Source organism: Nocardioides sp. Root1257, from assembly GCF_001425175.1.
In the GTDB taxonomy this organism is placed as follows: domain Bacteria; phylum Actinomycetota; class Actinomycetes; order Propionibacteriales; family Nocardioidaceae; genus Nocardioides.
In genome coordinates this window covers 462,552-489,067 of sequence record NZ_LMDV01000001.1, presented here as the reverse complement: position 1 = coordinate 489,067, position 26,516 = coordinate 462,552, and the positions used below count along the sequence as shown (strand labels likewise).

24 protein-coding genes are annotated in these 26,516 nt (G+C 73.1%); 13 read left to right on the top strand and 11 right to left on the bottom strand.

Annotated elements, in window-relative coordinates:
* Positions 1-13: 13 nt before the first annotated feature.
* From ASC77_RS02420 to ASC77_RS02405, 4 genes are all read right to left on the bottom strand, one after another.
* Positions 14-997, bottom strand: a complete 984-nt coding sequence (locus ASC77_RS02420; RefSeq protein WP_056149792.1) for an aldo/keto reductase — start codon at positions 995-997, stop codon at positions 14-16.
* Positions 998-1,266: 269 nt separating this feature from the next.
* Positions 1,267-4,677, bottom strand: coding sequence for a BTAD domain-containing putative transcriptional regulator (locus ASC77_RS02415; protein ID WP_056148422.1), 3,411 nt, complete (start codon positions 4,675-4,677; stop codon positions 1,267-1,269).
* Between the two features lie 19 nt (positions 4,678-4,696).
* Positions 4,697-5,692, bottom strand: coding sequence for a glycosyl hydrolase family 18 protein (locus ASC77_RS02410; RefSeq protein ID WP_056148418.1), 996 nt, complete (start codon positions 5,690-5,692; stop codon positions 4,697-4,699).
* Positions 5,689-6,411: a DUF1684 domain-containing protein gene (locus ASC77_RS02405; protein ID WP_056148415.1), complete on the bottom strand. Its 723-nt coding sequence runs from the start codon at positions 6,409-6,411 to the stop codon at positions 5,689-5,691. The genes ASC77_RS02410 and ASC77_RS02405 overlap by 4 nt, the downstream gene beginning before the upstream one ends.
* Before the next feature lie 32 nt (positions 6,412-6,443).
* On the opposite strand from ASC77_RS02405, the gene ASC77_RS02400 reads away from it, so the two are divergent.
* Genes ASC77_RS02400 through ASC77_RS02375 form a run of 6 tightly spaced genes read left to right on the top strand, consistent with a single transcriptional unit; the run spans position 6,444 to position 13,358 of the window.
* Positions 6,444-6,887, top strand: a complete 444-nt coding sequence (locus ASC77_RS02400) for an NUDIX domain-containing protein (protein WP_056148411.1) — start codon at positions 6,444-6,446, stop codon at positions 6,885-6,887.
* Entirely contained in the window at positions 6,887-7,612 is a 726-nt protein-coding gene (locus ASC77_RS02395; protein ID WP_056148408.1) for a sulfite exporter TauE/SafE family protein, read from the top strand. The genes ASC77_RS02400 and ASC77_RS02395 overlap by 1 nt, the downstream gene beginning before the upstream one ends.
* A 7-nt stretch (positions 7,613-7,619) precedes the next feature.
* A complete protein-coding gene (locus ASC77_RS02390) occupies positions 7,620-8,558 on the top strand; it encodes an SMP-30/gluconolactonase/LRE family protein (RefSeq protein ID WP_056148403.1) in 939 nt (312 codons plus the stop codon).
* Positions 8,559-8,601: 43 nt separating this feature from the next.
* Complete coding sequence (gene dxs, locus ASC77_RS02385; RefSeq protein WP_056148400.1) at positions 8,602-10,539, top strand: 1-deoxy-D-xylulose-5-phosphate synthase; 1,938 nt, start codon at positions 8,602-8,604, stop codon at positions 10,537-10,539.
* On the top strand, positions 10,520-11,827 hold the full coding sequence (locus ASC77_RS02380) for a hypothetical protein (protein WP_056148397.1): 1,308 nt from the start codon (positions 10,520-10,522) through the stop codon (positions 11,825-11,827). The genes dxs and ASC77_RS02380 overlap by 20 nt, the downstream gene beginning before the upstream one ends.
* Before the next feature lie 43 nt (positions 11,828-11,870).
* The gene (locus ASC77_RS02375; protein WP_056148394.1) at positions 11,871-13,358 is read left to right on the top strand and encodes an amino acid permease; all 1,488 of its coding nucleotides are present in this window, start codon (positions 11,871-11,873) and stop codon (positions 13,356-13,358) included.
* 14 nt (positions 13,359-13,372) lie between these two features.
* Here ASC77_RS02375 and ASC77_RS26425 read toward each other — a convergent pair whose 3' ends face one another.
* The gene (locus tag ASC77_RS26425) at positions 13,373-14,002 is read right to left on the bottom strand and encodes a hypothetical protein (RefSeq protein ID WP_056148390.1); all 630 of its coding nucleotides are present in this window, start codon (positions 14,000-14,002) and stop codon (positions 13,373-13,375) included.
* Between the two features lie 174 nt (positions 14,003-14,176).
* Here ASC77_RS26425 and ASC77_RS02365 point away from each other — a divergent pair, with 174 nt between their 5' ends.
* Both ASC77_RS02365 and ASC77_RS02360 read left to right on the top strand, forming a co-directional pair.
* Entirely contained in the window at positions 14,177-16,234 is a 2,058-nt protein-coding gene (locus ASC77_RS02365) for a sensor histidine kinase (RefSeq protein WP_156390878.1), read from the top strand.
* Positions 16,231-16,893 carry a response regulator gene (locus ASC77_RS02360; protein ID WP_056148383.1) on the top strand — a complete coding sequence of 221 codons (663 nt, stop codon included), beginning with the start codon at positions 16,231-16,233 and terminating at the stop codon, positions 16,891-16,893. The genes ASC77_RS02365 and ASC77_RS02360 overlap by 4 nt, the downstream gene beginning before the upstream one ends.
* Here the strand turns inward: ASC77_RS02360 and ASC77_RS02355 are convergent.
* Positions 16,890-17,276, bottom strand: coding sequence for a hypothetical protein (locus tag ASC77_RS02355; protein ID WP_056148380.1), 387 nt, complete (start codon positions 17,274-17,276; stop codon positions 16,890-16,892). The two genes, ASC77_RS02360 and ASC77_RS02355, sit on opposite strands and share 4 nt — an antisense overlap.
* Complete coding sequence (locus ASC77_RS02350) at positions 17,273-17,563, bottom strand: YiaA/YiaB family inner membrane protein (RefSeq protein WP_056148377.1); 291 nt, start codon at positions 17,561-17,563, stop codon at positions 17,273-17,275. The genes ASC77_RS02355 and ASC77_RS02350 overlap by 4 nt, the downstream gene beginning before the upstream one ends.
* Positions 17,564-17,635: 72 nt before the next feature.
* Between ASC77_RS02350 and macS the strand changes: the two genes are divergently transcribed.
* The 3 genes from macS (at position 17,636) to ASC77_RS02335 (ending at position 20,605) form a co-directional block, all read left to right on the top strand.
* A complete protein-coding gene (gene macS, locus ASC77_RS02345) occupies positions 17,636-18,781 on the top strand; it encodes a MacS family sensor histidine kinase (protein WP_235547400.1) in 1,146 nt (381 codons plus the stop codon).
* Positions 18,778-19,443: a response regulator transcription factor gene (locus tag ASC77_RS02340; RefSeq protein ID WP_056148374.1), complete on the top strand. Its 666-nt coding sequence runs from the start codon at positions 18,778-18,780 to the stop codon at positions 19,441-19,443. The genes macS and ASC77_RS02340 overlap by 4 nt, the downstream gene beginning before the upstream one ends.
* Before the next feature lie 79 nt (positions 19,444-19,522).
* A complete protein-coding gene (locus ASC77_RS02335) occupies positions 19,523-20,605 on the top strand; it encodes a saccharopine dehydrogenase (protein ID WP_056148371.1) in 1,083 nt (360 codons plus the stop codon).
* Positions 20,606-20,623: 18 nt separating this feature from the next.
* Here the strand turns inward: ASC77_RS02335 and ASC77_RS02330 are convergent, their stop codons facing one another.
* From ASC77_RS02330 to ASC77_RS02320, 3 genes are all read right to left on the bottom strand, one after another.
* Positions 20,624-21,367: a methyltransferase family protein gene (locus tag ASC77_RS02330; RefSeq protein WP_056148367.1), complete on the bottom strand. Its 744-nt coding sequence runs from the start codon at positions 21,365-21,367 to the stop codon at positions 20,624-20,626.
* A 63-nt stretch (positions 21,368-21,430) separates the two neighbouring features.
* A complete protein-coding gene (locus ASC77_RS02325; protein ID WP_056148363.1) occupies positions 21,431-22,462 on the bottom strand; it encodes an alpha/beta fold hydrolase in 1,032 nt (343 codons plus the stop codon).
* 25 nt (positions 22,463-22,487) lie between these two features.
* Positions 22,488-23,225: a response regulator transcription factor gene (locus tag ASC77_RS02320; protein ID WP_056148358.1), complete on the bottom strand. Its 738-nt coding sequence runs from the start codon at positions 23,223-23,225 to the stop codon at positions 22,488-22,490.
* Between the two features lie 144 nt (positions 23,226-23,369).
* Here ASC77_RS02320 and ASC77_RS02315 point away from each other — a divergent pair, with 144 nt between their 5' ends.
* Positions 23,370-24,284 (top strand): homocysteine S-methyltransferase family protein, encoded by a 915-nt coding sequence (locus ASC77_RS02315; RefSeq protein WP_056148355.1) that lies wholly within the window; start codon positions 23,370-23,372, stop codon positions 24,282-24,284.
* Between the two features lie 20 nt (positions 24,285-24,304).
* Here ASC77_RS02315 and ASC77_RS02310 read toward each other — a convergent pair whose 3' ends face one another.
* Positions 24,305-25,015 (bottom strand): L,D-transpeptidase family protein, encoded by a 711-nt coding sequence (locus tag ASC77_RS02310; RefSeq protein WP_235547398.1) that lies wholly within the window; start codon positions 25,013-25,015, stop codon positions 24,305-24,307.
* Between the two features lie 59 nt (positions 25,016-25,074).
* On the opposite strand from ASC77_RS02310, the gene ASC77_RS02305 reads away from it, so the two are divergent.
* Positions 25,075-26,514, top strand: coding sequence for a PAS domain-containing sensor histidine kinase (locus ASC77_RS02305; RefSeq protein ID WP_056148352.1), 1,440 nt, complete (start codon positions 25,075-25,077; stop codon positions 26,512-26,514).
* Positions 26,515-26,516: the final 2 nt, after the last annotated feature.

The following is a 26,516-nucleotide window of genomic DNA, read 5'->3' as shown; positions in this document are numbered from 1 at the left end:
GCTCACCTGACGCTCACCTGGCCGCGTCGAGCAGCTCCCGCTGCTCGGCGGTCAGGTCGAGGTCGACGGCAGCCAGCGTCTCGTCGAGCTGGGCCACCGAGGACGCACCGACCAGCGGCACCACCGGCAGCTCGCCGCCGATGAGCCACGACAGCACCACCTGGTTGCGGGTCGCGCCCGTCTGGCGGGCGACCTCGTCCAGCGCCGCCAGGCGGGGTGGGGTGCCGGCGTGGTCGTAGCGGGAGCTCATCGGCTTGTCGTCGCGAACGTACCCGCCGCCCAGCAGCGGCGAGTACGCGACCAGGTGCAGACCGGCGTCGCGCACCAGGCTGGTGATCTCGGGGCTCGCCACGCCGGCGTCACCCTCCGGCGCCCGCAGCGCCGGCTGGTCGGTGCGCGGCTGGAGGTAGGAGTGCGAGTACTGCAGCACGTCGTACGACGGGAGGCCAGCGGCAGCGGCCAGGGTGCGCGCCCGCTCGACCCGCCAGGCCCAGTGGTTGCTGGCGCCCAGGAGCCCGACGGTGCCCGCCGCGGCGAGCTGCCCGAAGGCCTCGACCTGCTCCTCCAGCGGTACGGCGAGGTCCTGGACGTGCGCGTAATAGAGGTCGAGGCGCTCCAGGCCCATCCGCTCCAGGCTCCGCTCGGCCGACTCCCGGATGGTCGCCGCGGTCAGCGGCTCCATGCCCTTCGAGAAGTCGTGGCCCGGCTCCAGCGGACGGCCGCCGACCTTGGTGGCGATGACGAGGTCGTCGCCGAGCCCGCGGTCCTTGCGCCAGCGGCCGAGCAGCTCCTCGCTCTGGCCGCCCATGTCACCGCCGACCCAGAACGCGTAGTTGTTGGCGGTGTCCAGGAACGTCCCGCCCGCGTCGACGAAGCGGTCGAGGATCGCGAACGACGTCTCCTCGTCGGTGCGGCTGCCCATCAGCATCGCCCCGAGGGCGATCACGCTGACCTTCAGCCTGCGGTCTGGGTCGGTACCGATCTCGCGATAGCGCATCCCGTCATCCTGGTCGTTCGAGCGCACTCCAGGTCAAGGCCCCGGCGGACGTCGATGGTGGGATCTGCCGACCGGTGGTCTCGCCGTTGGTGACGGTCTCGTCTGCTCCGGAGTCGACGTTTGGTCACCAACCGCAGATCGGGAGCCCTCGCATCGCACGTTTGGACACCAACCGCAGATCGGGAGCCCTCCCATCGCACGTTTGGTCACCAACCGCAGAAGCGGAGGCCGCCTGCTCCACGACGAACCCCAGCCCGAGGGCAGCGCCCTCAGAAGCCGAAGCGCTCCCGCTCCCGCTCGACCCAGGCCCGGGCGAGCGGGACGCCCCAACGCCCGCAGAGCTCGACCGCCCGGTCGGCGTGACGGGTGGCGAGGTCGTCGTCGCCCACGGCGTGCGCCGCCATCGCCAGGAACATGTCGACCGGGCCCACGGTGCTCCCGGACCCGGCGCACGCGGCCTGGCCCTCCAGAGCGACGAGCCGCCCGTAGACGGTGGCCGCGAGCGCCCGGTCGCCCAGGTGGCAGGCGCTCTCGGCGATCATGCTCCAGGCCATCGGGGAGTACCAGGTGTCGGCCGCGATCGCGTCGTCGATGTGCTCGCGCTGGCTGGTGAGATAGTCGCGGGCCTCGTCGAGTCGGCCGGTGCGGCACAGCATCGTGAGCATGGGCGCGGCCGCCGCGACGTACCCGCCCGGCGGCATCGAGCGCAGCGCCTCGAGGATCAGCTCCTCGCCGTCGCGCCAGAGCACCTGCATCATCAGCGCGCCGCTGATCGACTCCGACGAGCCGGGGATGGTGATGACCTTGCCGAGCTCGACCATGTCGTCGACGAACGTGTCGACCACGTCCGCCTGCCCGCGCATCGCAGCCCACGAGACCTGCAGCGACTTGAGCACCAGCTGGGCGTAGAGGTGCCGGATCCGGTCGGCCTCCGCCAGTCCCTCGGCCAGGCACTCGTCCAGCACGGCGACCTCGCCCAGGTCGCCGGCCGCCTGACCGCGCATGGCCAGCGCCGCCACGAGCGCGACCCGGTCGCCCAGCCCGCGAGCGATGTCGGTGGCCTCCGTCGTCATCGTCAGGCGCTGGCGGGCGGTGACGCCCCGCACGATCGCGATCGCCCCCTTCACCAGCGCCTGCTGCACCAGCACGGGGTCGCCCAGCCGGCGGGCCATCGCGACGGCCTCCTCGACGAGCGCCTCCCGCTCCTGCGGCGTCGTGCCGTAGTAGATCTCGCCGGCGAGCGACAGCATCACCCGGCAACGCCGGGCGTCGTCGCCGGGTGGGAGCCCGTCCAGGGCCTGGCGCAGCGCGTCGACCACCACCTCGTCGACGTCGCCCCCCGAGGCCGTCCACAGCGCACCGGTGCTGGTCATCACGCCGGCCCGGATCAGCAGGTCCAGCTCGCCGGCCTCCTCGGCCACCTCGATCGCCTCGTGCGCGACCTCGCGCAGCTCCAGCCACCGCCCGGCGCGACGCAGGACGTCGGCGAGGTCGGCGAGCACCTCGAACCGGTCGGCCGCGGTCGACGCGGGGTCGTCGTCCTGGGCGCCGAGCGCGTGCTCCAGCATCTCCAGCGCCTCGACGTACGCGAAGACGGCGGTCGCCGAGCGCGCGGCCGCCTGCGCCGCCGGCCACGCCTTCGCGAGGTGGCGCGGGCCGGCCGCCAACCAGTGCCGCGCGACCTCGGTCTCACGACCGGCGCGTCCGCTGAGCGCCTCGGCGGTGCGGGCGTGGATCCGGGCCTGCCGCGACTGCGGGAGCCCGTTGCGCACGGTGTCGCGCACCAGGGCGTGGTTGAACCGGAAGCGGTCCACGCCGTCCTCAGCGACCAGGCCCGCCTCGATCGCGGGGTCGAGCCCGTCCAGGGCACCGTCCTCGTCGGTGTCGGCGACGACCGCGAGCGTCGAGAGGTCGAAGATCCGCCCGACGACGCTGGCCGTCTGCAGCAGGTCCTGCGTCGCGGTGCTCAGGTGGGCGAGCCGGCGCGAGAGGACCTCGTGGACCGCGGCCGGCGGGCGGCCCTCGGCCACGAGCGCGGCGACGTCGCCGTCGCGGGTGAGTCGGGCGTACTCCACCAGGAAGAAGGGGTTGCCCTCGGTGAGCTGCCGGAGGGTGTCGGCGTCCGCGTCGGTGGGCTCGGCCTGCGCGACCTGGGAGAAGACCTGCGCCGCAGCCTGGGTCGAGATGCCGCGCAGCTGGAAGCGCAGAGCGTGCTTGCGCGCCAGGGCCTCGGCCACCTCGGCGAGCGCGCCGGTCGGCGCGGGGTACTCGCGCCACGTCGCCAGCACCAGCAGCCGCGCGGGGCTCTCCGCCGCCACCGCCTCGGTGAGCAGGCGGAGCACCCGCAGGCTCGACGTGTCGGCCCAGTGCAGGTCGTCGAGCACCAGCAGCAGCGGCGCCTGCTCGGCGGCGGTGATCACCGTCTGCACGACCGTCTCCCACGCCCGGAACGCCGCGGAGCCGTCCTCGCCCTCGGCGGTCGACGGCAGCGCCGAGCCGAGCCGCTCCAGGACGGTCGCCCAGGGCCAGAGGGCGGGTGCGCCGTCGTCCTGCGAGCAGCGGCCCCAGGCGATCGTGACGCCCTGCTGGTCGGCGTACGTCGCCAGCTCGATGGCGAGCCGGCTCTTGCCGATCCCGGGCTCGCCCGTCAGCGCGACGAAGGCGAGCGAGCCGGTGCCGGCGACCACCTGGTCGACGAGCCCGGTGAGCGCCGTGAGCTCGTCGTCGCGGCCGGCGAGCGACCAGGGCCAGAGCGACGGGAACGGCAGCGGGGCGTGCCCGGTGGTCGAGCCTGTCGAGACCCCCGCAGCCGGAGGAGCAACGGAGGCCGGGGAGGCAGCCGGAGCAGGAGCCGCAGGCTCGGCCACCGCGATCGTGTCCTGGCGCAGCACCGCGGTCTGCACGGCGCGGAGCTCGGGACCGGGCTCGAGGCCGAGCTCCTCGTCCAGGACGTCGCGGACCTCGCGCAGCACGGCGAGGGCGTCGGCCTGGCGACCGGACCCGGCCAGCGCGAGGGCGCGCAGCGCCCAGGCACGCTCGCGCAACGGGTGCGCCCGGGTGAGGGCGTCGAGCTCCGCCGCCACGGTGGCGTGCAGGCCGAGGAGGATGCCGAGGGCCGCGCGGTCCTCGGTCGCCAGCACCCGGAGCTCCTCGAGCCGGGCCCGCTCGGCGACCGCCGCGGGGACCTCGCCGAGCTCGGCGAAGGGCACGCCGCGCCACAGGCCGAGCGCCTCCTCGAGCGAGTCGTGAAGGGTGCCGAGGCCGCCGGCGTCGGGGGAGCCGGGCGGCAGGGCGCGGCCGCGGCACAGCGCGTCGGCAAGCGGGGCGACCAGCGTGTGGGCCGAGGCCACGGCGTTCTCGAAGGCGACCGTGTCGAGGTCGTCGTCCGGCAGGCGCAGCGCGTAGCCCGGCTGCTCGGTCACCAGCAGGGTGCCGCCGCCCCGGGTGGTGCGGTCCGGCTCCAGTGCCCGCCGGAGCCCGGCGACGTAGCCCTGCATCGTGCCGGCGACACCCCGCGGCGGGGTGCCGTCCCAGACCAGGTCGGCGAGGGTGTCGACGGCGACCGCACGACCGCGGTGCAGCGCGAGCGCGGCGAGCAGGGCCCGCTGCTTCGGGCCGCCGAGACCCACCGGACCCTCGGGTGTGGACGCCACCGTCGTGCCCAGGACGCCGATCCGCATGAGCGCAGGATAGGGGCCCTCAGCGCAGGGTGTCCGCTGATCCCAGGCGCCATACCGCAAGTCCGTGAAGGCCCTGTCGCCTGGCCAGGACCACGCGCGCCGCGTAGGAGCGCCGGTCCGACCACCAGAGCCGGGTACCGCCGTCGAGGCGGGCCGTCCACTCGCCCTGCCGGGCGTCCCAGCGCGGGCGGGCACCGTCGCGCGCAGCCAGCCGCCGGGCCTGGGCGACCGTCACCGTCCGCCCGGTGCCACGACGCGGCCAGGTGTAGCCGTAGCCCGCGACGCCGAGGTCGACCTTCTCGGCGGGCACGACACGCAGGAGCGTCGTCAGCGACCGCCGCTGCCACGGCAGCCCGCCGACGGGCCCGGGACCGGACCAGGTCGGGCCGTGCTGGTCGTAGGTCATCAGCTTGATGACGTCGACGGCGCCCCCGAGCCCCGCGAGGTCGTAGCCTCCGCCGCGGTAGCCGGCGGACGAGGTGGACGCGCTGACGTCGACCGTCACGGTCCGCTCGGCCGGCATCGCCTCCTGGAGCGACCGCACGAGCGCGACCAGCCCGTCGGCGTCCGCTGCCCGCACCCGCTCCAGGTCGACGTTGACGCCGTCCCACCCACCGGCCCCGACGTACGACGCCAGGCGGCTCGCCACCGCCTCGATCCGGTCCGGCCGGGAGAGCAGTCGGTGCGCTGCTCGTGGGTCGAAGTCGCCGAGCCGGTTGCTGTAGTTGCCGACCAGCAGCTCCGCGGTCAGGCCGTGGTGGTGCGCGGCGGCGGCAAGCCGGCGGGCCCCGTCGGTGGGCCGCGTGACGCCGGTGCCGCGGGCGGTGATCGAGACGCCGGCGACGCTGACCGTGCTCAACCCCGCGGCGTTGCGGCTCACGAGGGACGTCGGGCTGCCGTCCAGGGCCCATCCGGTGACGGACAGGCCCGCGGGCTCGGCGTGGGCGGGCGCTGCCGGCGGGAGCACGGTCAGGCTGCCGACGGCGGCCAGGACCAGGGCGAGGGCTCGCTTCACGGGGTCTCCGTCCGCGGGATCTGCTCGCCGGCCTCGACGGCGAACGGGAGCGTGTTCGCCGCCGGCGGCAGCGGACAGGTGGCGAAGTCGGTGTAGGCGCAGGGCATGTTGATCGCCCGGTTCAGGTCGAGCTCCACGGCCCCGTCCGGGGCGGGTGGCGCCGTGAGGAGCTGGCGGTTCGCCGGGTAGGTCGTCACCCCCGATGTCGCGTCGCGGAAGAGGATCCACAGGCAGCCGTCGTCCTCCGGCCACGCGACCAGGCGGTGCTCGGCGCCGGCGTACGTGAAGACGACCTCGTCGTCGACGAAGCGGGCCGGCAGCACCCAGGCGGGGTCCGGCGGGTAGCAGGGAGTGCCCCGGTAGGCATTCAGGTTCGGGGAGTCCGCGTGCCGGGGCCGGACGATCGGGCGGCCGTCGCGATCCGCCACCTGGGCGACCGCGTCCCCGAAGGTGACCGTCAGTCCGTCCTCGTCGAGCGGCCCGAGCAGGTGGCTCCCGGGCCCGAGGACGACGCCGTCGACCTCGAGCGACTCGCCGGCGTCCAGCCGCACCGTGGCGCCGCTCCCGTCACCGGACCACGCGCCGGGGACGTCGTCGAACCGCTCCGGCGCGTCGGACAGCCAGTGGATGGCCGTGATCGCCAGCCAGCCGCGGGGGTCCCGCAGCCGCATCTCGCGCTCGTCGTGCCAGGAATGCCACTCGACCTCGAACCGGCTCACCCCTGCATCGTCGCACTGGCTAGCGTGGCGGGGTGCACCGGTTCGCCAGCGTCCTCCTCGTCGACCCGCGCGGCTGGCTGCTCCTCCAGGAGCGCGACGAGCACCCGGTGATCGACCCGGAGAAGTGGGGCCTGCCGGGCGGGCACGTCGAGGACGGCGAGGAGTACGAGCCCGCGGCCTACCGCGAGCTCGAGGAGGAGACCGGGATCCGGATGCCGCCCGGCTCGCTCCGCCTGTGGCGTGAGACCCGGGTCTTCCACGAGGCGTACGGCACCCTCGACACCACGCAGGTCTACGTCGCCCGCGTGGACCTGACCGACGCCGACGTCGTCGTGGGGGAGGGCCGCCGGATCGTCTTCGTCGAGCCCACGGCTGCCCGCGGGCTCGACCTGACGACCTCGGCGACGACGGTGGTCCCGGAGTTCCTCGACTCGCCGGAATACCAGGCGCTGCTGCGCACGACCGACGAGGGCTGATGGGCGGACTCGACCCCGGCGCCTTCGCGCTGGTCTTCACCGCTGTCCTGCTGGGGTCGACCGTGCAGGCGGTCGTCGGGCTCGGCATCGGCCTGATCGCCGCCCCCGTCATCACCCTGGTCGCACCCGAGCTGATGCCGGGCGTGCTGATCGCCCTGGCGTTCGTGCTCCCGTGCGTGACGCTGGTCCACGACCACGAGGACATCGACTGGCACGGCCTGAACTGGTCGTTGCCCTCGCGGCTGGTCGGCACGGCGGGTGGGGTCTGGGTCGTGGCGACCTTCACGGCCGACCAGCTCGGTGCCTTCATCGGGGCGATCGTGCTGCTCGCGGTCACGGTGACGTGGCGCGCCGTCACGGTGCCGGTCAACCGGGGCACGCTGAGCGCAGCCGGGTTCGTCGGCGGGGTCACGGGCACGGCGACGTCGATCGGCGGCCCGCCCTTCGCGCTGCTCTACCAGCACCGGCCGCCGCCCCAGATCCGCTCGACCATGGCGGTCTACTTCCTGGTCGGCGCCGCGATCAGCCTGGTCGGGCTGGGCCTCTCCGGCGACCTCGAGGCACACCAGCTCGCGGTCGCGGGAGTGCTGCTCCCGGCGGTCGGGCTGGGGGTGCTGCTCGGAGCCCCGCTGCGCCGGGTCCTGCCCGCGCACCGGGTCCGGCCCGCCGTGCTCCTGGTCTCGGCGGCCTCGGCCCTGGTGCTGGTGGTCCGTTCACTGCTCTGATGTCCCGATGAACGCACCCAGGAGCGAGCTCACCGTCATCACGGTCCCCGGCCCCGGAGCGGAGGACGTCGTCGTCGGCGGTCCCGGTCCCGACGAGGGCGCGGTCTTCACCGGGACCGAGGACGGCAGCATCTTCCGGATCAGCCACGACGGCGCGAGCATCGAGCGGGTCGCCCACACCGTCGGACGCCCGCTCGGCATCGAGATCGACCTCGACGGCCGCCTCCTGGTCTGCGACGCCCACCTCGGGGTGCTGCGGGTCGACCCGCGCTCCGGTGCCGTCGAGTCCGTCGTGCACGACATCGAGAACACGCCGATGGCCTTCTGCAACAACGCCGCGATCGCGAGCGACGGCACCGTCTGGTTCAGCGACTCCTCCACGAAGTACGGCATCGAGCGGTGGAAGGACGACTTCGTCCAGGACACCCGCACCGGCCGGCTCGCCCGGCTCGGCACCGACGGGACGGTCGAGGTGGTGCTCGAGGGACTGGCGTTCGCCAACGGCGTCGCGCTCAGTGCCGACGAGTCGTACATCGCGGTCGCCGAGACCGGCGCTCGCACGGTCGTCCGCTGGTGGCTCACGGGACCCCGGGCCGGCACCCGGGACCTGCTGGCCTCCGACCTGCCGGGCTACCCCGACAACATCGCGCGAGGGAGCGACGGGTTGATCTGGATCTCCATCGCGAGCCCGACGGACCCGGTCGTCGAGCGCCTCCAGCGCGCCCCGCTCGCGGTGCGCAAGCTCGTCACCAGGATCCCGGAGCGCCTCCAGCCGGCGCCGAAGAAGACCGTCCGGGCACAGGCGTACGACGACGCCGGCACGCTCGTCCACGACATCGACGTGGCGAGCTCGAGCTACCACATGGTCACCGGCGTCCGGGAGCACGACGGGCGTCTCTGGCTCGGCAGCCTGCACGAGCCCGCGGTCGCGGTGATCGACCTCTGACCGAAACCATCCCCACGCACGCCGCCACGTACACTCGCCGGTTATGGGCATCCTCGAGTCGATCACGTCACCGCGCGACCTGGGTGACCTCTCCGACGCCCAGCTCGACCAGCTCGCGAGCGAGATCCGCGACTTCCTGATCGCGACCTGCGCCCGCACCGGCGGCCACATCGGCCCCAACCTCGGCGTCGTCGAGCTGACCATGGCGATCCACCGCACGTTCGACTCCCCGCGCGACCGGGTGGTCTTCGACACCGGGCACCAGGCCTACGTGCACAAGCTGCTCACCGGCCGCAAGGCCGGCTTCGAGAAGCTCCGCCAGGAGGGCGGCGTCAGCGGCTACCCGAGCCAGGAGGAGTCCGAGCACGACATCGTCGAGAACTCCCACGCCTCCACCGCGCTCAGCTACGCCGACGGCCTCGCGAAGGCGTTCACGATCCGGGGCGAGGACCGCCACGTCGTCGCCGTGATCGGCGACGGCGCACTCACCGGCGGCATGGCCTGGGAGGCGCTCAACAACATCGCGATCGCCAAGGACAGCCGCCTCGTCATGGTGGTCAACGACAACGGCCGGTCCTACACGCCGACCATCGGCGGCCTGGCGACCGCGCTCACCGGGCTGCGCACCAACCCGCGCTACGAGCACGTGCTCGACCTGGTCAAGCGCCGCCTCAACGCCGTGCCCGGAGTCGGCCCGGCGACGTACGACGCACTGCACGCCATGAAGAAGGGCGTCAAGGACGCCCTCGCGCCCCAGGGGCTCTTCGAGGACCTCGGCCTCAAGTACGTCGGGCCGGTCGACGGCCACGACCGCGCCGCGGTCGAGCACGCGCTCGCCCAGGCGAAGCGGTTCAACGGTCCAGTCATCGTGCACGCGCTCACCCGCAAGGGCTACGGCTACGACCCGGCCGAGCGGCACGAGGCCGACCAGTTCCACGGACCGGGCCCGTTCGACGTGCAGACCGGCGCCGAGAAGCCCAAGGGCAAGATCTGGACCGACTACTTCTCCGACGCGATCGTCGAGATCGGGCAGCGCCGGCCCGACGTCGTCGGCATCACCGCCGCGATGATGCACCCCGTGGGACTCGACCAGTTCCAGGCCCAGTTCCCGGAGCGCACCTTCGACGTCGGCATCGCCGAGCAGCATGCCGCGACCTCCGCGGCCGGCCTCGCGATGGGCGGCCTGCACCCCGTCTTCGCCGTCTACGCGACCTTCCTCAACCGGGCCTTCGACCAGGTGCTGATGGACGTCGCGCTGCACCGCTGCGGCGTCACGTTCGTGCTCGACCGCTCCGGGGTGACGGGCGACGACGGGGCCAGCCACAACGGCATGTGGGACATGTCCATCCTCCAGGTCGTGCCCGGGCTGCGGCTGGCGGCGCCCCGCGACGCCGCCCGGCTGGCCGAGCTGCTCAACGAGGCCGTCGAGGTCGAGGACGCGCCGACGGTCGTCCGCTACCCGAAGGGTCCGCCGCCTGCCGACATCGAGGCGGTCGGCAAGGCCGGCGGCTGCGACGTGCTGGTCCGCAGCGGCACCAAGGACGTGCTCGTCGTCGCGGTCGGCGCGATGGCGACCACCGCTGTCGACGTGGCCGAGCGCCTGGTCGCGCAGGGCATCGGCGTCACCGTCGTCGACCCGCGCTGGGTCAAGCCGGTCGACCCGGCGATCATCGATCTGGCCCGCGAGCACCGGCTCGTGGTGAGCATCGAGGACAACGGCGAGACCGGCGGCTGCGGCGCGGTGCTGCTGCAGACCCTGAACGCCGCCGGGGTGCACACCCCGTTCCGGCTGCACGGCATCCCGCAGGAGTTCCTGAGCCACGCGAAGCGCGACGTCATCCTGGAGCGCATCGGCCTCACCCCGCAGGCGATCGCGCTGGCGGTCGTCGAGGAGCTGGCCGACATCGGGGGGATCGGTGTGGGAGACATGACCTCGCTCTCGGACGGTCGTTCTTCCCTCGATGTCGAGCACACGCAGTAGCCCACGGACCCTCACGGTCCTGCTGGCGCTCGGCCTGACGCTGGGCATGACGGGGGCCGCACTCAGCGGCTGCTCCGGTGACGACGAGCCGGGGGAGACCACCTCCTCCGCACCGACCGACGTCGCCGGTGCGATCGGGGACGCGCTCGACGTCCGCGCCGCCGCCGTACGCCGCGGGGACCAGGAGCGCTTCACGCGCACCCTCGGCGGGGGACGGGCCTTCCGTGCGCAGCAGCAGACCTGGTACGCCAACCTGACCCAGCTGCCGCTCGAGCGGTTCCGCTACCGCTTCGACCCGGCCAGCCTGGTGCGCGACGGTGACGGCTACTGGGTGACGGTCGACGAGGTGATGCAGCTCGACGGGTACGACGCGGCCCCGGTCCGCGCGCCCGACCGGTTCCGCTTCGAGGCGGGGCGGTCCGGACGGATGCGGCTCACGTCCGTGACCGACGACGACTGGGAGACCGCGCACCGGGTCCAGCAGCAGCCGTGGGACCTCGGCCCGGTCGAGGTGCGGTCGGGGGCTGGCGTGCTCGGCGTCTTCGACGCGGGCACGGTCGGGGCGGCCGGCCCGCTGCTGACGTCGATCGAGTCCGGCATCGGGGACGTGTCGGCGTGGGTGCCCTACGAGTGGTCCCGGTCCGTGGTCGTCTACGCGCTCTCGGCGCCCACCTTCCTGGACGGCCTCGAGGACGTGCCCGGCGACGACCCGGGAGACCTCGACGCCGTCTCGTTCCCCGTCGGCGACGGCACCCGCTTCGTCCTCAATCCGCGCGTGGTCGACGACCCCGGACCCGATCGCGACCGGCTGGTGCGCCACGAGCTCACCCACGTCGCCGTCGGCACCCACGACGACACCGCCCCCGTCTGGCTGTCCGAGGGGCTCGCCGAGTGGGTCTCGGTGCGACCGCTGGCTCCCGAGGACCGGCGCCTGCCCGACGCCGCCCTGACGGCGGCCGAGAGGGGCGTGCCCGACCTCCCCGACGACGAGACGTTCAACGACGACGACTCCCAGGCGCACTACGGCATCTCCTGGTGGGCGGTGGAGTACGTCGCCGACTCGTACGGCGACCAGGCGCCCTGGCTGCTGCTCGACGCCCTCGCGGCGCCCGGGGCCGACCCCGACCAGGTGCTGCGCGACGAGTTCGCGACCAGCACCCACGACCTGGCCGAGCAGGCCGACAAGCTGATCCTGGCGACCTACGTCGCGCCGACCGCGACACCCACCCCCACCCCCACCCCCACCCCGACGCCGACGCCGACGCCGGGCGAGACCCCGTCTGCCTGAGCAGCCTGGTTTCGCCACGCCGGTCGGAGGACAGTGTGGGGACATGAACGTGCTGCGCACCAAGTCCGTCGAGCAGTCCCTCGAGGACACCGAGGACGTCGAGTTCAAGCTCAAGAAGGGGCTGACCGCCCTCGACCTCACGGTCTTCGGCATCGGGGTGGTCATCGGTGCCGGCATCTTCACGCTGACCGGCAAGGTGGCCAGCCAGTACGCCGGTCCGGGCGTCGTGTTCTCGTTCCTGCTCGCCGCGATCTGCTGCGCTCTGGCGGCGCTCTGCTACGCCGAGTTCGCGTCGACGGTGCCGGTCGCCGGGTCGGCGTACACGTTCTCCTACGCGACGCTGGGCGAGATGATCGCCTGGATCATCGGCTGGGACCTGATCCTCGAGCTGATGCTCGGCGCCTCCGTCGTCGCGCAGGGCTGGAGCACCTACCTGGTCACGTTCCTGGACGAGATCGGCATCACCTGGCCCGCGTCGGTGGGGCCGGCGGACTCCGCCCACTTCGAGTGGGGTCACTTCAACCTGGCGGCCGTCCTGCTGGTGGCGGTGCTGACGACGCTGATCGCGATCGGCATCAAGGAGTCGCTGCGGGTCAACCTCGCCCTCGTGGCGGTCAAGCTCTTCATCGTCCTGTTCGTGATCATCGCCGGTCTCTTCTACGTGTCCGGCGCGAACTACGACCCGTTCATCCCGCCGGCCGCGGACCCGATCGAGGCGAGCGGTCTCACCCAGCCGCTGCTCCAGTGGATCTTCGGGATCGAGCCGCAGACGTTCGGCGTCCTGGGGATCATCTCCGCGGCATCGGTGGTCTTCTTCGCCTACATCGGCTTCGACGTGGTCGCGACGACGGCCGAGGAGGCCAACAACCCGCAGAAGGACCTGCCCAAGGGCATCCTGGGCTCGCTGGCGATCTGCACCGTCCTCTACATGGCGGTCGCGCTCGTCATCACCGGGATGGTGCCCTACGACAAGATCGACCCGGACGCCGCGCTCGCCACCGCCTTCACCTCGGTCGGGAAGGACGGCTTCGCGACGCTGATCGCCGCCGGTGCCGTCGCGGGCCTGACCACGGTGGTGATGACGCTGCTGATCGGCGCCGTCCGGGTGCTCTTCGCGATGAGCCGCGACGGTCTGCTGCCGACCGCCTTCGCGCACACGAACCCGAAGACGGGTACGCCGGTCCGGATCACGCTGACGATCGGCGCCACAGTCGCCGTCATCGCCGGGTTCACCCCGATCGACAAGCTCGAGGAGATGGTGAACATCGGGACGCTCACCGCGTTCATGCTCGTCTCGATCGCGGTGCCGATCCTCCGGCGCACCCGCCCGGACCTCGACCGCCCCTTCAAGGTGCCGTTCAGCCCCTACGTGCCGATCCTGGCGGCGCTGGTCTGCTTCTACCTGATGCTCAACCTGACCGTCGAGACCTGGCTGCGGTTCCTGGTCTGGATGGTGCTCGGCTTCGTCATCTACTTCGGCTACGGGCACCGCCACAGCCGGGTCCGGCAGGCGGAGAAGACCGCCGCCTAGACCCGGCCGGGCGCTCAGCCCTCCTTGCGGGCGACGATCTGGCCCAGCACGCCGTACCCGACACACAGGTGCACGAACGAGACGACGCCCGCGACGCTGCTGCCGAAGAGGCCGAACGTCGGGACGACGATCGGGCCCCAGCTCTCGGCGATCAGCGGCCAGAAACGGGCCTTGCCGTGCCACCGGCCGGCGATCGCGATCCGGATGCCGATGAAGAACATCCCGAGCATCGACAGCGGCCAGAACATGTCGAGCATCGCCCAGCCGGGCTGGTCGAGGTTGCTGGCGCCGATGCCGTCGGCGACGGTCGAGCCGATCGCGAAGAACAGCAGCCCGGCCTCGAAGCGGATGAAGAAACGCGCCAGGCGGCCGTCGCCGAGCGCCTTGGTCGCGAAGAGCACCGTCAGCAGGCCGAGCAGGCCGAGCTGGAAGGTGCCCGAGGTCAGGGACGACATCGCCTCCTCGAACGCGCCGGAGGGGTCGGTCCCGAGGACCAGGCTGTTGATGCCCCAGGCGACGGCGCCGATCGTGATCAGCATGCCGCGCTTGTAGAAGGGCCGAGCGTGGGGGCGGGTCGGGGCGGTGGTGGCCGCTGGACGGCGTACGTCGGAGCGGGCCGGCGCGGGGGTGTGCTCGATGGTCATCGTGTTCTCCTGAGGTGGGGGCGGCCTCGGTGCCGCCGATGACCGGAACACTCCCGGGGCCGGCGCCCTGGGCGGCAGGGAGCGGCGTCCCGCGTCGGGTCCTCCGCGGGTGTCCCGTGCACACGGGACACCGAACCCGGGACGGCGGGACGCGCCGCGCTCGATACTGCGGGGGTGAGCGCTCCAGCAGACCGGGCACCCGGCCGCGTGCCGGCTGTCGTCGTGTCGACGCTCGCGCTGCTGATGGTGGTCGCCAGCCTGTGGCTGGACCTGGTCAACGACGCCGCAGACCGGGACCGGGCGACGATGGGCTGGGGCAGCCTCTCGGCGCTCGTGGGCGCGATCGCGGTCGCGACGGCGGTCCCGGTGATCTGGCGGTACCCGCGGCACCCGGTGGCCTGGGTGATCGCGGCGACCGGCCTCTTCTGGAGCTTCGACGGGCTGTGCGAGTCGTGGTCGGCGTACGGCCTGGCCCACACGCCGCCGCTGCCGCTGACCGGCTTCGCGGTCTGGATCGTGGCGCAGGTCGGGGCGTTCCTGCTGGTCGGGCTGCCGCTCGTGCTGCTGCTCTACCCGACCGGCCGGCTGATGGCCGGGCGCTGGCGGGTCGTGAGCGTCGCGGTCATCGTGATGGCGTGTGCCCTGCCCGTGCTGCTGCTCTTCGCGCCGACCTCGGCGCTCAACGCCGAGGAGTTCCAGCTGCCGATCGACACCGGGGCGCCGGAGGTGCCGATCCCCGGTGACCTGTTCGTCCAGCTGCTGACCGTCGGCCGGGTGCTGACCCTGCTGTCGCTGCCGCTCGCGGTTGTCGTGCTCTTCGCCCGCCAGCGGCACGCGTCCGGCCGCGAGCGGATGCAGCTGCGCTGGCTGCTGTGGGCGGCCGTCATGTGCCTGGTCGTCTCCGGGATCGCGATCGTGCTGCACAACGGCTGGATCGTCACGGTCGCGCTGATGCTGGCCCTGGGGCTCACGGGCGCCTCGATCGCCATCGGCATCCTCGACCCCGAGGTCCGCGACGTCGACGCCCTGATGGGCGGCACCGTCGTGTGGGCGTCGGTGGCCGGCACGGTGATCGTGCTCGACCTGGTCCTCGTCGCCACCCTCGACCGGCTGCTCGGCGACCGGCTCGACGAGCGCGACGCCACCCTGCTGCTCCTCCTGATCGCGGTCACGATCTACGCACCCGTGCGTTCCCGCCTGACGACGGTGGTGCACCGGCTTCTGGTCGGTCGCCGAGGGGACCGCTACACCGTCGTCACGGACCTGGCCGCCCGACTCGAGGAGTCGGGCGACGTCCGCACCCAGCTCCCGCCGCTCGCGACGGCCGTGGCCACGGCGTTCAAGCTCGACTACGTGCGCGTCGAGGTGTTCGGCCACGGCGGCGGCACCATCGCCGCGACGTACGGCGAGCGCCCGCGCGACGTCCGCGAGGTGCCCATCCGGTACGGCGAGGAGGAGGTCGGGCTGCTCCAGCTACCCGCTCGCGGGGTGCGCTCGATGCTGTCGAAGCGCGACCAGGCGCTGCTCGTCGACATCGTGCGCCAGGCCGCGATGGCGGTCCGCAGCGCGCGGCTGGCCGACGACCTCCAGCGGTCGCGGGAGCAGCTGGTGCTCGCCCGCGAGGACGACCGCCGTCGGATCCGGCGCGACCTGCACGACGGGCTCGGTCCGGTGCTCGGCGGCGTCGCCATGCGCCTCGACGCGGCGGGCAACGCCCTCGACCGGGACCCCGGGACGACGCGCCGGCTGGTCGCGCAGTCGCGTCAGGACATCACCGATGCGCTGGCCGACGTACGCCGGCTGGTGCACGGTCTGCGACCGCCCGCGCTCGACGACCTCGGCCTGCTGGCGGCGCTCGACCAGCAGGCCGAGCGGATGAGCACGGCCGACCTGGCCGTCAGCGTGGCCGCCGAGGACCTGCCGCCGCTCTCGGCCGCGGTCGAGGTGGCGGCCTACCGGATCGCCTCCGAGGCCCTCACCAACGCGGCCCGGCACGCCGGGGCCAGGCACGCGGCGGTCCGGCTCGCCGGCAGCCCCGGATCGCTGCTCGTGGAGATCGGCGACGACGGTGCCGGGATCGGTCCTGACGTCGTGGCCGGCGTCGGGCTACGGTCGATCCGGGAGCGGGCCGAGGAGCTCGGCGGCCGCACCGAGATCGTGTGCCCGCCCGCCGGAGGGACCCGGGTGCGGGCCTGGCTGCCGGTCACCGTCGACCCCGAGGAGCACCGATGACACCCACCGTCAGCGGCCCGGTCCGGGTGCTGATCGCCGACGACCACCCGGTCTTCCGCGACGGCCTCGCCTCGCTGCTGGGCACCCAGCCGGACGTCACGGTCGTCGCCACGGCCGCCGACGGCGTGGAGGCGGTGGCGTTGGCGGCGGAGCACCAGCCCGACGTGGTCGTCATGGACCTGCAGATGCCGGAGATGAACGGCATCGACGCCACCCGCCGGCTGGCGGAGACGCAGCCCGACGTGCGGGTGCTGGTGTTCACGATGGGGGAGGAGGACGGCACCGTCCTCGCTGCGATGCGCGCCGGTGCCCGCGGCTACCTGGTGAAGGGCGCCAGCCAGGAGGAGGTGGCCCGGGCGATCTCGACGGTGCACGCCGGCGGCCTGGTGTTCGGCGCCTCCCTGGCGCTGCGGATCGCGGACCTGCTGTCCGGCTCGGCGACGCCGGACCGGTCGGCGTTCCCGCAGCTCACCGAGCGCGAGGTCGAGATCCTCGACCTGATCGCGGCGGGTCGGAACAACAGCCAGATCGCGTCGGCGCTCTACCTGGCGCCGAAGACGGTGCGCAACAACGTCTCCAACATCCTGGCGAAGCTGCAGGCCACCGACCGGGCCGAGGCGATCATCCGGGCCCGCGACGCCGGGCTGGGTGGCACCTAGCTGACTTCGTGCCACCCGGCCGGCAGCGGAAGGTCGTCGTTGAGACAGTCCTGGTCGTCGCTGCCGTCGCGCTGGATCTGGGTCCAGCCGTCCTTGTCGCAGTTGTAGGGCATCGGCCGGTTGCCGAGCGGGTCCCAGTGGACGCCGGCGGGCAGCGGCTCGTCGAGCGGGTAGCAGGCGTTGCCGGCCGGCGCCTCGCCGTCGGAGCACTGCCACTCGTCGCCCATCGGGTTCAAGGCGTACAGGAAGCCGAGGACCACGACGGGGATGAGCGCCACTGTGCCGAGGACCAGCAGCGGGACGAGGAGGCGAGGCGCCCAGAGCCGCCAGCCCGTGGGCTCGGGCACGCCCTCCGGTCCGGGACGGGGGTACGGCGTCGTCATGCGACCTCCTTCCACGGGTCGTGGTCGGCGAGGATCCGGTCGACGCGGGCCTGGTCGATCCGGGAGGCGACGTACTGGCTCTCCTGGGCGTCGCGGACGCACTTGGCGAGCGAGAAGGAGGAGGTCGTGAGGAAGAGGGTGCCGAGGGCCAGGAAGGCCTTGGGCCACGGGTCGGCGGGGAGGTAGAAGATCGCGACCAGCATGGTCAGCAGCGCGAGGCCGAAGGCCGCGGCCGACTGGGCGAAGAAGGCGGTGGTGTTCTTGGATGCGGGTGTCGGTGAGGTCATGGCCCGAGTTTCGTCGCGACGCTCACGACGTGGCATCGGTACCCGTACTCAGTTCCTGCGAGACTGCCAGGCGTGAGCTCGTGGACGTCTCCCGCCTCGATCGCGATCAAGGACCGGATGTTCCGCGCGCTCGCCGTGCTGCGCTGGGTCCTGCTGCTCAACACGGTGGCACTCAGCATCTACCGGGCCGACAGCTTCCAGCGCCCGGTCGCGGGTGCAGCCTGCGTCGTGGCGATGGTGCTCTGGACGGGCTTCACCACGTGGGCGTACGCCGAGCCGCGGCGGCGTACCTTCCGGCTGCTCGCCGCCGACCTGGCGCTCGCGATCGCCATGCTGCTCGTGACGCCGCTGGTCAAGGGTGACGGCTTCAGCGCCAGCCTGCCCGGCTACTGGGTGATGGGAGCGCTGTTCGCGTGGGCCGTCCACTACCGCGCGCTCGGCGGCCTGGTCGCCGGCACCCTGCTCGCGGCGGCCGACCTCTCCCAGCGCCAGGACATCGGTCAGTCCGACTACGGCAACGCCTTCCTGCTCATCGTCGGCGGCCTGATCGTCGGCTTCATGTGCGACTCGCTGCAGCAGATGGCGACCGAGCGCGACGTCGCCGAGCGCTCCGCCGCGATGGCGGCCGAGCGCGCTCGCCTCGCCCGGGTGGTGCACGACGGCGTGCTGCAGGTGCTCGCCCTGGTGCAGCGCCGGGGGCGCGAGCTGGGCGGCGAGGCCGCTGAGCTCGGCCGGCTGGCGGGGGAGCAGGAGCGGGTGCTGCGCGAGCTGATCCGCGCCCAGGAGGCGGTGACCACGGTCCACGGCGACGAGATCGTCGACCTCGCCTCCGAGCTGGCTCGGCTGGAGCGCGGCGAGACCGTCACCGTCGCGACGCCCGGCACGGCGGTCGAGCTGCCGGCGGCCACGGCGTACGAGGTCGTCGCCGTCGCGCGCGCCTGCCTCGACAACGTCCGGCGTCACGTCTGCGAGGACGCCCCGGCGTGGGTGCTCCTGCAGGCGTTCCCCGACCGGGTCGAGCTGTCGGTGCGCGACGACGGCCCCGGCATCCCGGCCGGCCGGCTCGAGGAGGCGGCTGCCCAGGGTCGGCTCGGCGTGAGCGAGTCGATCCGCGGCCGGATCGCGGACCTGGGCGGCACCTCGGAGCTGGTCACCGGGCCGTTCGGCACCGAGTGGGAGTTCGCGATCCCGCGACCTGTCCTAGGGTCGTCGGCATGAGTGAGGAGCCCGCCGCCCCGATCCGGGTGATGGTGGTCGACGACCACCCGATGTGGCGCGACGCCGTCGAGCGCGACCTGGCCGCCGCTGGACTCGACGTGGTCGCCGTGGCCGCGGACGGCCGGTCGGCGCTCGCGAGGTTCCCGGCCGCCCGGCCGCAGGTCGTGGTGCTCGACCTCCAGATCCCGGCCCCGGACGGGGTCGAGGTCACCACGGAGATGGTCCGCCAGGACCCGGAGGTCCGGGTGCTCATCCTCTCCGCCTCCGGCGAGCACACCGACGTCCTCGCCGCGGTGAAGGCGGGCGCGACCGGCTACCTGGTGAAGTCGGCCTCGCGCGAGGAGCTGCTCGACGCCGTACGACGGGTGGCCGCCGGCGACCCGGTCTTCACCCCCGGCCTGGCCGGGCTGGTGCTGGGGGAGTTCCAGCGCATCTCCGACGACCCGTCGCCCGACCCCGACGACCCGCGGCTGACCGACCGCGAGACCGAGGTGCTGAAGATGGTCGCCAAGGGGATGTCCTACCGGCAGATCGCCGACCGGCTCGTGCTCTCCCACCGCACGGTGCAGAACCACGTGCAGAACACCCTCGGCAAGCTGCAGATGCACAACAGGGTCGAGCTCACCCGCTACGCCATCGAGCGGGGGCTCGACGTCGAGTAGCGACGGACGCCGGACGGACGAGGCCAGGCGGCGGTGAGGCACACGACCCGCGCCCGTCGCCACCTGGCAGCATGACGCCATGCAACCCGTCCACCTGTGGATCAGATCCGAGACCCGTGGCACCGAGCGGCGCGCGCCGGTCGTGCCCGCCGACGTGCCGCTGTTGCTCGACGGCGGCTTCGAGGTGACCGTCGAGGAGTCGCGCCAGCGGATCTTCCCGATCGACGAGTACGCCGCGGCCGGGGCGCTGGTCGCGGACGAGGGTTCGTGGACCACCGCGCCCCACGACGCGTACGTCCTCGGCATCAAGGAGCTCCCCGAGGAGCCGGACTCGCTGGGTCACCGGCACATCTACTTCGCGCACGCCTTCAAGGGCCAGGACGACGCGCGCGAGACCCTGGAGCGCTTCCGCCGCGGCGGGGGTCGGCTGTTCGACATCGAGTACCTCGTCGACGAGAACAACCGGCGGGTCGTCGCGTTCGGCCACTGGGCGGGGTACGTCGGTGCCGCCCTCGGCGTACTGCACCTGGCGGGCACGCTGACCCCGCCGCTCGCCCCGATGGCCAAGCACGAGCTGGACGAGGAGCTGAAGCGGGCCGGGAAGGCCGGGGTCGACCAGCTCCTGGCGCTCGTCACGGGTGCCCGCGGCCGCTCCGGCCGCGGTGCGCAGCAGGCGCTGCTGACCGCCGGCCTGGCAACGACGCGGTGGGACCGCAAGGAGACGCAGGACCTGCACAAGCAGGCGCTGCTCGGCCACGACATGCTGGTCAACTGCGTCGTCACGCACACCCCGACGACGCCGTTCGTGGAGCAGGCAGACCTGGAGCACGAGCGCCGGTTGCGGGTGCTCGCGGACGTGACCTGCGACGTGACCGGTCCCACCAACATGCTCCCGGTCAACACCGAGATCACCACGTGGGAGGAGCCGGTCCGGCGGCTGCACGACGGCGCCCCGGGTGAGGGGAGCGCGCCGCTGGACGTCATCGCGATCGACAACCTGCCCTCGCTCCTGCCCCGCGAGGCGAGCGAGGGCTTCAGCGCCGACCTGACCCCGCACCTGCTCGGGCTCGCCGAGGAGGGCGGGCCGACGGCGCCCTGGGGTGCAGCCGGTCAGGCCTTCGACCAGGCGATCGAGGAGCTGGAGGCGCCGGCCGGCTCCTGACCCAGGAGGCGGTCTTCGTCAGCGCAGCACCGACCTGCGGACGACGAGCCCGGGGATGAGTGCGGGCACGCGGCCGGCGTAGTCGTCGTACGCCGAGCCGAACGTGCGGCGGAGGTCGCGCTCCTCGAAGTGGACCCCCAGCAGGATGTAGCCGGTGGCCGCGGCGGCGAAGAGCAGGTGCGGCGCGGTCATCTGTGGGGTGACCCAGAACGCCACCAGCAGCCCGGTCATCAGCGGGTGCCGCACGACGGCGTACAGCCCGTCGACCTTGAGCTCCTCCGGTCCCGCGTTGCGTGGACGCGTCCAGCCGGCCTGGCGCAGCCCGGTGAGCTCGAGCTGGTCGATCGCGTTGGTCGAGACGACGGCCAGCAGCCACCCGGCGGCGTAGAGCGACCACAGCAGGACCGCGGCCACGCCGTCGACGTGCCACACCTCTCCGTCCCAGGGCTGCCAGAGTGCGAGCAGCAGCACCAGGCAGACGTCGGTGGCCAGGACGAAGGTCGTGCGCTCGAGCCGTTCGGGGACCCAGCGACCCAGCCACGCCTTCACCGGCCGGCGCGCCATCACCGAGTGCTGGACGGCGAAGAGCAGCAGCAGGGCCAGGTCGACCGCGATCGCCGGGCCGGTCGCGATCCGGACCGGCCCGTCGACGGTCCGGGGCACGACCACGCCGGCGAGGAAGACGATGGTCCACAGCATCACGGCCTGGAACCCCAGCCAGCCGAGGGCGGACAGGAGCAGGTCAGGGGTACGTCGTCGCATGCCCGCCATCGTGGCGACGCACCGGCGGCGGCACAGGCGTGGAACTACCTCACTTGGCTGGCCTCACGTGGCCGCCTGGGTGGCGACGTACCACGCCGCGACCTGGGCGCGGGACCGGAAGCCGAGCCGCAGCCGGATCCGCTCGAGGTGCGACTCCACCGACCGGTCGCTGATGGTCAGCCGCTCGGCGATCTCCAGGTTGGTCAGGCCGTCGGCGACCAGGGCGGCGACCTCCCGCTGCCGGGCGGTGAGCCCGGTCGGCACGTCGTGGCGCACCGCCGGGAGCCCGAGGAAGCGGCGCACCTCCGTCACGACGGCACCGGCGTCGCCGATCGCGGGCAGGTGGGAGCGGCCCTCGAGCTCCACGAACCGCGCGTCCGGGATCTCCTCGGCCAGCACCCGGCCCTGGGCGATCGGCGCGGCCCGGTCGCCCCGCCGGTGCAGCACCAGCGTGGGCGCCTGGATCCGCGGCAGTGCGGCGCCCACGTCGAGCTCGTAGGCCAGGCCGAGCAGCGCGACGGCGGTCTCCGGCGAGGACGAGGCGCGCTGGTAGTCGGCGACCCCGCGCCGGGTGCCGGCGTCCGCCTCGGGCGCGAAGAGGTCGGTGAGCAGGTCGGACCCCAGCCCCCAGCTGGCGCCGATCAGGCCGAGCACGTGGTGCCTGCTCTCCTCGTCGCCGATCTCCGTCCCGGTGGCCCAGCCGCCGTACAGCACGAGCCGGGAGACCGTCTCGGGGTGGTCGGCCGCCCACTGCGCGGCGACGACGGCGCCCATCGAGAACCCGAAGAGGTCGAGCTGCTCGGCGCCCACGGCCTCGACGACGGCCGCGATCGTGGCCAGCTCGAGCTCGAGGGTGCGCGGGCCGTCGTACGGGTCGGAGAGCCCGCACCCCGGCCGGTCGTAGCGCACGAGCGTGCGGCCCTGGGCCAGCGACTCGTAGAAGCGGCGGTCGGCGGGGACCGCCCAGCCCAGCTCGAGGTGGGTGAGCCATCCCGGCACCACCATCAGGTGGGGACCGCTGCCCGTGGCCGCGAAGGCGACCCGGCCGCCGTCCGGCAGCGTCGCGCTCCCGAGCTCCTGACGCTGCGCGGTCACCCGACCATTGAACAGCACCGGTCGCTCAGGCAGCGGGCGGCAGCGCCTCCGAGACGGTCCATCCGGCACGCCGGGCCACCGCGACGGCGCTGAGCTGGGAACTGACCTCCAGCTTGGCGAGGATCGACTTGACCTGGGTCCGGACGGTCGCCTCGGCGACCACGTCCTCGCGCGCGATCTCGATGGGGCCGTGACCCGCGATCAGCTTGCTCATCACCTCGGACTCGCGGCCGCTCAGCAGCCGCAGCCGGTCGCGCGTCGTCCAGTACTCGTCGCCCGCGGCCGCCCGGGCAGCACCCTGCAGCCGGTCGACCAGCGCCGGGCAGAGCGGCGGCTCACCGTCGAGCACCCGTCGCAGCATCCGGCGGAGGACGTCGAGGTCGTCGGTCATCGACAGCACCCCGGCCGCACCGGCCAGGAGGCACCGACCCCAGTGGACCGGGTCCTCGTCGACCTCGACGGCACTCAGGACGATGGTCGTCACCCCGGCAGCACTCAGCCCCGACACGAGCTCGATGTGGTCGACCAGCGGGCCGGGCCGCGACGCCACGACGGCGACGTGCGGCCGTGCGTTGCGGATTGCCGAGACGGTGGCCGCCACGGAGGTCCGCCGGGAGGTGCGCACCGCGCGGACCCGGTACTCGCCCCAGAGGCCGACGTCGAGGGCGTCGGCGACAGCCGTGTGCTCCTCGATGATCACGACGCGGGGGCGCCGGCCGGTCGCGGTGGAGGTGGAGACGGACGTGCTCGCGTTGGTGTCCATGGGAACCCGATTTCCTGTGGGACGTGCCCGCGGCTGTGCGGGTTGTCGATTCAGGAGCGGCGGGCCGTTCGTGAAGTACGTCGAATCGTCCGAAAATTGGGGAAGTGCCTGGCCGCGCACCGGGGTGACGTGCTGACATGGACCATGTCCCACCACGATCTCTCCTGGCTCGCGGCACGCAGCTACGTCAGCGACGGTGGCCTGGAGACCGACCTGATCTTCCACCACGGCGTCGACCTGCCGGAGTTCGCGTCGTTCCCGCTCGTCGAGGACGACCGGGGCCGGGCGCTGCTGCGGGACTACTACGACGGCTACGCCGCGATCGCCCGGCGGGCGGGGGCCGGTCTGACGATGGAGTCGCCGACCTGGCGCGCCAACCCCGACTGGGGTGCCGCCGTCGGCTACGACCGCACGGCGCTCGACCGGGTCAACCGGGCCAGCATCGAGCTGCTGCACCAGCTGCGGGACTCGTACGACGACCTCGACGACGTCCGGGTGATCGGTGCGATCGGGCCGCGCGGCGACGGGTACGTCGCGGGGGAGCGGGCCGACCCCGACGAGGCGGCCGACTACCACCGCGGGCAGGTCGAGGCCTTCGCGGACGCTGGTGCCGACGTGGTGGCGGCGTACACCCTCACCGGCCCGGAGGAGGGCATCGGCATCGCGCGGGCGGCGCGGGCGGCGGGCGTGCCGGTCTGGGTCGGGTTCACCGTCGAGACCGACGGCCGTCTGCCCGACGGCACCACGCTCGCCGAGGCGGTCGCGCGGGTGGAGGAGCACGAGGCGGCCGATGGCTACGTCGTCAACTGCGCCCATCCCACCCACATCGCCCCCGGCCTCGACGGCGGCGACTGGCTGAGCCGGATCGTCCAGGTCAACCCGAACGCCTCGACCCAGACCCACGCCGAGCTGGACGCCGCCGAGGAGCTCGACGAGGGAGACCTGGCGCTCCTCGCCACGTCGTACGACGGCCTCCGGCCGCTGCTGCCGGGGCTGCGTGTCGTGGGCGGTTGCTGCGGCACCGACGCGCGGCACGTCGCCGCGCTCTGGGGGGTCTGACCTCAGACGGGAGTCTGACCTCAGACCACGCGCACCGGCGTACGCCGGGTCGTGAAGGACCAGACCCGGTCGGCGAGCTCACGGCTCAGCCGGAGGCACCCGTGCGACTGTGCCAGGTCGGTGCCGAGGATCCAGTCCGGGTGGATCTGGTGGCCGTTCGACTTGTAGAGCGGGATCCGGTGGAACCCGATGCCACAGGGCGCGAACCGCACGAAGTCGTCGAGCCACAGTCGGCCGCTGTAGTCCTGGTTGCGATGGATCCGCCCCGCGCGGCCGCAGTAGGAGCCGGTGGCGTGGGAGCCGCGGTGGAGGACCCGGGTGTTGTCGACCATGCCGCCCTGCGCGACGACAGAGCCGCGCGGGCCGACGAGCCACACCCAGTTCTGCTGCTGCGAGACGACGATCCGGCGGCCGGTCCCGGAGTGCCTCGGCACCGGGCGCTGGTCGCAGCGGGGCGCGTCCTCGGCGCTCAGCCGGATCCGGGTACGCCGGTCGAGCGTGCCGCTCTGCCGGATCCCGATCCTGGACTGGAACCTGGTGGTCGCCGCGCGGGTGTGCGTGTCGACGGTGCCGTCGGCGCGGCCCGCGTCGCAGCCGAGGACGTTGAGCCGGCGTTGAGCCTTCGTGACCGGTGTCGCCTCGACCCCCCGCTCGACCCCGTGGGCGGGGACTGCGGGCATCAGGACGACCGCGGCCGCCAGGCCGACGAGGACGGTCCGCAATGCATGCACCGATCCATCCTCCCCTACGGTGTCCCCAACCAGATTTCGGGCTGAGGGAGGTGCCGGAGATGCAGGGTGCGTCCGAGAGCGCCGACTCGTGGCTCCTCACGCTCCAGCACTCGCCGATCGGGATGGCGATGGTCGGTCTCGACGGCCGGCTGCTGATGGTCAACCACGCGATGTCCGAGATGCTCGGCTACGACGTCGAGCAGCTCACCCAGCGGGGCTTCCAGGAGCTCACCCACCCCGACGACCTGGACGCCGACCTCGCGCTCTTCGAGCAGGCGCTCGCCGGCGAGCTGGACTCGTACCGCCTGCGCAAGCGCTACCTGCACGCCGCGGGCCACGTGGTGTGGGGCGACCTCTCGGTGGCCCTGGTGCGGGGGCACGACGGCGCGCCGCTGCACTTCATCTCCCAGATCCTCGACGTCACGGCCGTGGAGCGGGAGCGGCAGTCGCTCGAGGCGGTCTTCGAGACCGTGGGCGTCGGGCTGCTGCTCATCGGGCGCGACGGCCGCTACGAGCGGATGAACCGCCGGCACCAGGAGACGATGCACCTGCCGTTCCCCGACGGGCACGAAGGCACGGCCGGCCAGCTCGGGCACGTCTACCACCCCGACGGCCACACGCTCATGGCCCGGGAGGAGATGCCCTCCTACCGCGCCACGCAGGGCGAGGAGTTCGACGACTACACCTACTGGGTCGGCGACGACCCGCTCACCCGCCGGGCGTTCTCGACGTCGGCGCGCCAGGTCCGGGGTCCGTCGGGGGAGCGGCTCGGTGCCGCGCTCGCCTACCAGGAGATCACCGAGCTGATGCGCGCGATGAAGGTCAAGGACGAGTTCGTGTCCTCGGTGTCCCACGAGCTGCGGACCCCGCTGACCTCGGTGCTCGGCTACCTCGAGCTGCTCCGTGACAACGCCGGCCTCGCCGACGACGTACGAGCCCAGGTGCAGGTCGTCCAGCGCAACGCGCTGCGGCTGCAGGCGCTCGTCTCCGACCTGCTCCAGGTCGGCCAGGTGTCGGAGGGCAGCCTGCGCCTCCAGCACGCCGACGCCGACCTGGCCGCGCTCGTCCACGACGCCGCCGCGGCGGCTCGAGCCGGCGCGGGCACGCGGGGCGTCACGATCGCCGTCGAGGCCCCCGACCGCCTGGTGGCCCAGGTGGACGAGCAGCGCGTGCGCCAGGTGCTGGACAACCTGCTCTCGAACGCCGTGAAGTACACCGGCGGCGACGGCGCGGTCTCGGTGGTGCTCCGTGAGGAGGCGGACGCCGTCCTGGTCGAGGTGAGCGACACCGGGATCGGGATTCCGCCCGACGAGGTCGACCAGGTCTTCGGGCGCTTCTTCCGCGGCGCCGGCGCACTCGACCGGCACATCCCCGGCACCGGTCTGGGGCTCGACATCGTCAGCTCGATCGTGGCCGCCCACGGCGGCGAGGTCTCGCTGGAGAGCGAGCTCGGACGGGGCAGCACGTTCCGGGTCGTGCTGCCCCGCTCACCCGGCTAGGG